This is a genomic window from Micropruina sp. (assembly GCF_027492755.1).
Lineage (GTDB): Bacteria > Actinomycetota > Actinomycetes > Propionibacteriales > Propionibacteriaceae > Micropruina.
Map to the genome: position 1 here is coordinate 1 of NZ_JAPUED010000014.1, position 4,214 is coordinate 4,214.

Here is a 4,214-nt window from a genome sequence, read left to right on the forward strand (position 1 = left end):
GAGGTGCTGCGCTGGTCGCGCGAGGAGGGTCTGGTCACCAAGTCGAACCTGATCCTCGGCATGGGCGAGACCCGCGAGGAGATCACCCAGGCACTGCAGGATCTGCACGACGCCGGCACCGAGCTGATCACCATCACCCAGTACCTGCGGCCGTCCGCCCGGCACCATCCGATCGACCGGTGGGTCAAGCCCGAAGAGTTCGAAGAGTTCGAGCAGGAGGCCACCGAGATCGGTTTCGTCGGCGTCCTGTCCGGGCCGCTGGTCCGCTCCTCGTACCGGGCCGGACGGCTCTACCGCACCGCCATCGAGGCGCGCCGCCGCCGCGAACGCGACGATGCGAAGGCCGCTAACGGAATCAAGACGGCCAACGGTACGAACGGCCACGCCAACGGCGCCAATGGTTCGGCGGTCAACGGCCACGCGAGCGCCAACGGCACCACCACCAGCACCGCGACGATCAACGGGAGCAGCACCCATGGCCAGTGAGAAGGCAAAGGCCCTCGCCGCCCAGCAGAAGGCCGAGCGCAAGGCCGAGAAGCTGCGCAAGAAGAACTCCGACGACCCGCGCGACTGGGGCCGGTTCCGGCAGATCATCGAGGCCTATAAGCGCACCAACGAGGTCGACCCGCAGCTGAAGTGGTGGACTGTGGCGGCGGTCGCCGGCCCCGTCCTGATCTCGATCGGCGTCGGGCTGTGGCTGCAGCCCTGGTGGCTGTGGCTGATCACCGGCGTCATGCTCGCCCTGGTGCTGGTGATGTACGTGCTCACCTGGCGCGTGAAGCAGGCCAACTTCAAGCGCTACGAGGGTCAGGCCGGCTCGGCCGAGGTCGCGTTCCAGCTGCTCAACAAGCGCAAGTGGAGCTACGAACTGGGCATCGCCGCCACCCGTCAGATGGACGTCGTACACCGGGTGATCGGACGGCCGGGCATCGTGCTGGTGGCCGAGGGCAACCCGGCGCGGGCGCGCGCACTGCTGGCCACCGAGACCAAGAAGCACGAGCAGGTCGCCTACGGCATCGCGGTGACCACCGTCCTGGTCGGACGCGATCAGGGCCAGGTGTCGCTGGAGAACCTGCAGAAGCACATCGAGAAGCTGCCGAACGTGCTGCAGCCGCACCAGATCACCGAGGTGAAGCAGCGGTTGCGGGCGCTGGACGCGATGCGTCCGAAGATCCCGGTGCCGCGCGGCCCGATGCCGACCATGAAGGGCGTCAACCGGGCGATGCGCGGCCGCTGAGGCCGGCGAGCCTCAGATCTCAGGTCATCGACGCGGCATAGATCGACGCGATCGACGCCTTCAATGTGGCGTCGAACTGGGCGTCGTCCTGCTGCACGGTCAGCCCGTCGAGCAACGCCCGGCTGAAGCTGGCGATCAGGCCAGGATTGCGGGCCAGCCGTTCGTTGGCCTCGTCGCGGCTGTAACCGCCGGACAGCGCCACCACCCGGACCACGTTCGGATGCGCGATCAGGTCGCTGTAGAAGCCGTCCACGCTGGGAATGGTCAGCTTGAACGCCACCCGGCGATCGCCCAGACCCTCCAGCCCTTCCAGGATGGCCGCCTTGAGCAGTACCTCGGCCTCGTCCTTGTCGGGGATGCTGATGGTCACTTCGGGTTCGAGGATCGGCACCAGCCCGGCGGCCACCACCCGCTCGCCCAGCGCGAACTGTTGTTCGACGACCTGCTCGATGCCCCGTGGGTCGGCGGCGTGGATCACCGAACGTTCCTTGGTGCCGAACACCCCTGCTGCCCGGGCGCTGTCCAGCCGCTCTTCCAAGCCGGGAATGTCCTTCATCAACTGGACGCCGTCGGCCTTCTCTTCCAGTCCCTTGTCGATCTTGAGGATCGGCAGGATTCCCTTGCGCTGCCACAGGTATTCGGCCGCGCCCAGGCCCTCGACCTGCCGGGCGAGAGTGCCCTCGAACAGGATCGCGCCGAGGATGTGCTCGCTGGTGAACACCGGGCTGGTGATGATCCGGACCCGCGCGGCATGGATCAGGTCGAACATCTCGGCTTCGGAGCTGTATTGGGATTCGTCGATGCCGTAGGCGCGCAACGCCTTGGGGGTCGAGCCGCCGCTCTAGTCCAGGGCTGCGATGAAGCCGGTGCCGGTCGCGAAGTGGGTAACCATGGGCTGATCAGACATTTGAATGGCCTCCTTGACATCCAACTGGTTGATCTATGCCAGGCTACTCCGCTGCTGCCGGCGACGAGCTGACAGCTGGTTCATTCCTCCTCGACCCAGACCGCGGACGCCACCTCGTCCGGGATCGCGGCGGCGTCGACCACGGCGTCCGGGACGATGCCGAGCGCCCGGCAGCGGGCCAGCACATCGGGATCGGCGTCCGAGACCCGGACCACCCGGCGCGGTCCGACGATCCGGGTCAGCCGAACGGCCGGACGGCGCCGCAGGGTGCCGTCGGCGGCCGGGATCGGGTCTCCGTGCGGGTCGGCGACGGGGTGGCCGAGCAGCGCGTCGATCCGGTCGATCAGTGTGTCGGACGCCGCGTGCTCCAGCGCTTCCGCCTCGTCGTGCACCTCGTCCCAGCGGTAGTTGAGGACGCCGACCAGGAAGGCCTCGATCAGCCGGTGCCGGCGCACCATCGCGACCGCCAGCCGCTCGCCGCGCTCGGTGAGCCGCACCGGACGGTACGACTCATACGTCACCAAACCCTGCGCGGCCAGGCGTTTCACCGTGTCGGACACGTTCGCCTGGGTGGTGCCGAGCCGGGCCGCGAGACCCTTGGTGGTGATCGGCGGATCGCCCCACTCGGTGGCCGACCAGATCACCTTCAGGTAGTCCTGAGCCACCGCGGTCAGCTCGTCGACGCTGGTCATCCTCCCAGGGTAAGCCCCATCGCGGTGAGGCCCAGCAGCGCGATGTTGAGCGCCACGATCAGCGCGACCACCGTCCAGGCGATCACCCGCAGCCGCCGTCCGTTGGCGAACCGGCCCATCACCTCGGGGTTGCCGGTCAGCAGCACCAGCGGGATCGCCGCGAACGGGATGCCGATCGACAGCAGCACCTGGCTGAGCACCAGCGACCAGGTCGGATCCAGGCCGAACGCCAGCACCGCGAGCGCCGGGACCAGGGTGATCGCGCGACGGGCCAGCAGTGGAATGCGCACTCTCAGCAGCCCCGACATGATGGACGCCCCGGCGTAGCAACCGACCGAGGTGGAGGCCAGGCCCGAGGCCAGCAGGCCGACGCCGAAGATGACGCCGATCGCGGGACCCAGCGCGGAGGTGATCGCCGCGTGGGCGCCCTCGATGCTGTCGGTCCCGGGGACTCCGTTCAGGCTCGCCGCCGCCAGCAGCAACATGGCGATGTTCACCGTGCCGGCGACCAGCAGCGACAACCCGACGTCCCAGCGGGTGGCCCGCAGCAGCCGCCGCACTCCCTTCGCCCCGTGCAGGCCGTGCCGGTCGCGGGCCAGCGACGAATGCAGGTAGATGGCGTGCGGCATCACGGTGGCGCCGAGCATGCCCGCCGCCAGCAGCACGGTCTGGGCACCCTCGAAGCGCGGCACGATGCCGGCCACGGCAGCGCCCCAATCGACCGGGCTGACCAGCAGCCCGGCGCCGAAACCGACGGTGATCACGGCCAGCAGGCCCATCACCACGAACTCGAACCGGCGCTGCCCGCCGCGGGACTGCACCGTGAGCAGGGCCATCGACACCACGCCGACGATCAACCCGCCCAGCGGCAGCGGCACCCCGAACAGGATGTAGAGGGCCAGCGCCCCGCCGATCACCTCGGCCAGGTCGGTGGCGGCAGCGACCAGTTCGGCCTGCGCCCAGAACATCAGCCGCGGGCCGCGCCGCAGCCGGTCCCCCAGCAACTCGGGCAGGCTGCGTCCGGTGACCAGGCCGAGCTTGGCCGACAGGTATTGGATCAGCACCGCCATCGCGTTGGCCGCGATCAGCACCCAGACCAGCAGGTAGCCGTACTGCGCGCCGGCGGTCAGGTTGGCCGCCACATTCCCCGGATCGACATAGGCGATCGCCGCCACGAACGCCGGACCCAGCAACCAGCGCAGCCGACGCCGGGCCGGCTTCGGCGGCGACGTCCGGGTCATCGTGGTCACGAAAGTTAAGCTACCCGAACTTTCGTCGCGCAGGCAGGCTTTCGACAAGCTCGCGGTACGAAGGGACGGTTCTTTTCGTACCAGTCTCGCGGCCCAGGCGGTACGGAGGGACGGTTCTTTTCGTTCCA

Annotated in this window: 3 protein-coding genes and 2 pseudogenes; 2 read left to right on the forward strand and 3 right to left on the reverse strand. The window is 68.8% G+C overall.

The window, feature by feature from the left end:
* Both Q0066_RS00670 and Q0066_RS00675 read left to right on the forward strand, forming a co-directional pair.
* Positions 1-486: pseudogene (locus Q0066_RS00670) on the forward strand (hypothetical protein); the annotation flags it as partial.
* Positions 476-1,237 (forward strand): DUF4191 domain-containing protein, encoded by a 762-nt coding sequence (locus Q0066_RS00675; protein ID WP_298129059.1) that lies wholly within the window; start codon positions 476-478, stop codon positions 1,235-1,237. The pseudogene Q0066_RS00670 and the gene Q0066_RS00675, both read left to right, overlap by 11 nt.
* A 19-nt stretch (positions 1,238-1,256) precedes the next feature.
* Here the strand turns inward: Q0066_RS00675 and Q0066_RS00680 are convergent.
* The 3 genes and pseudogenes from Q0066_RS00680 to Q0066_RS00690 form a co-directional block, all read right to left on the reverse strand.
* A pseudogene (locus Q0066_RS00680) lies at positions 1,257-2,129 on the reverse strand (fructose bisphosphate aldolase).
* Between the two features lie 95 nt (positions 2,130-2,224).
* On the reverse strand, positions 2,225-2,836 hold the full coding sequence (locus Q0066_RS00685; RefSeq protein WP_298129061.1) for a metal-dependent transcriptional regulator: 612 nt from the start codon (positions 2,834-2,836) through the stop codon (positions 2,225-2,227).
* A complete protein-coding gene (locus Q0066_RS00690) occupies positions 2,833-4,086 on the reverse strand; it encodes an Nramp family divalent metal transporter (RefSeq protein ID WP_298129063.1) in 1,254 nt (417 codons plus the stop codon). Before Q0066_RS00690 ends, Q0066_RS00685 begins: the two co-directional genes overlap by 4 nt.
* Positions 4,087-4,214: the final 128 nt, after the last annotated feature.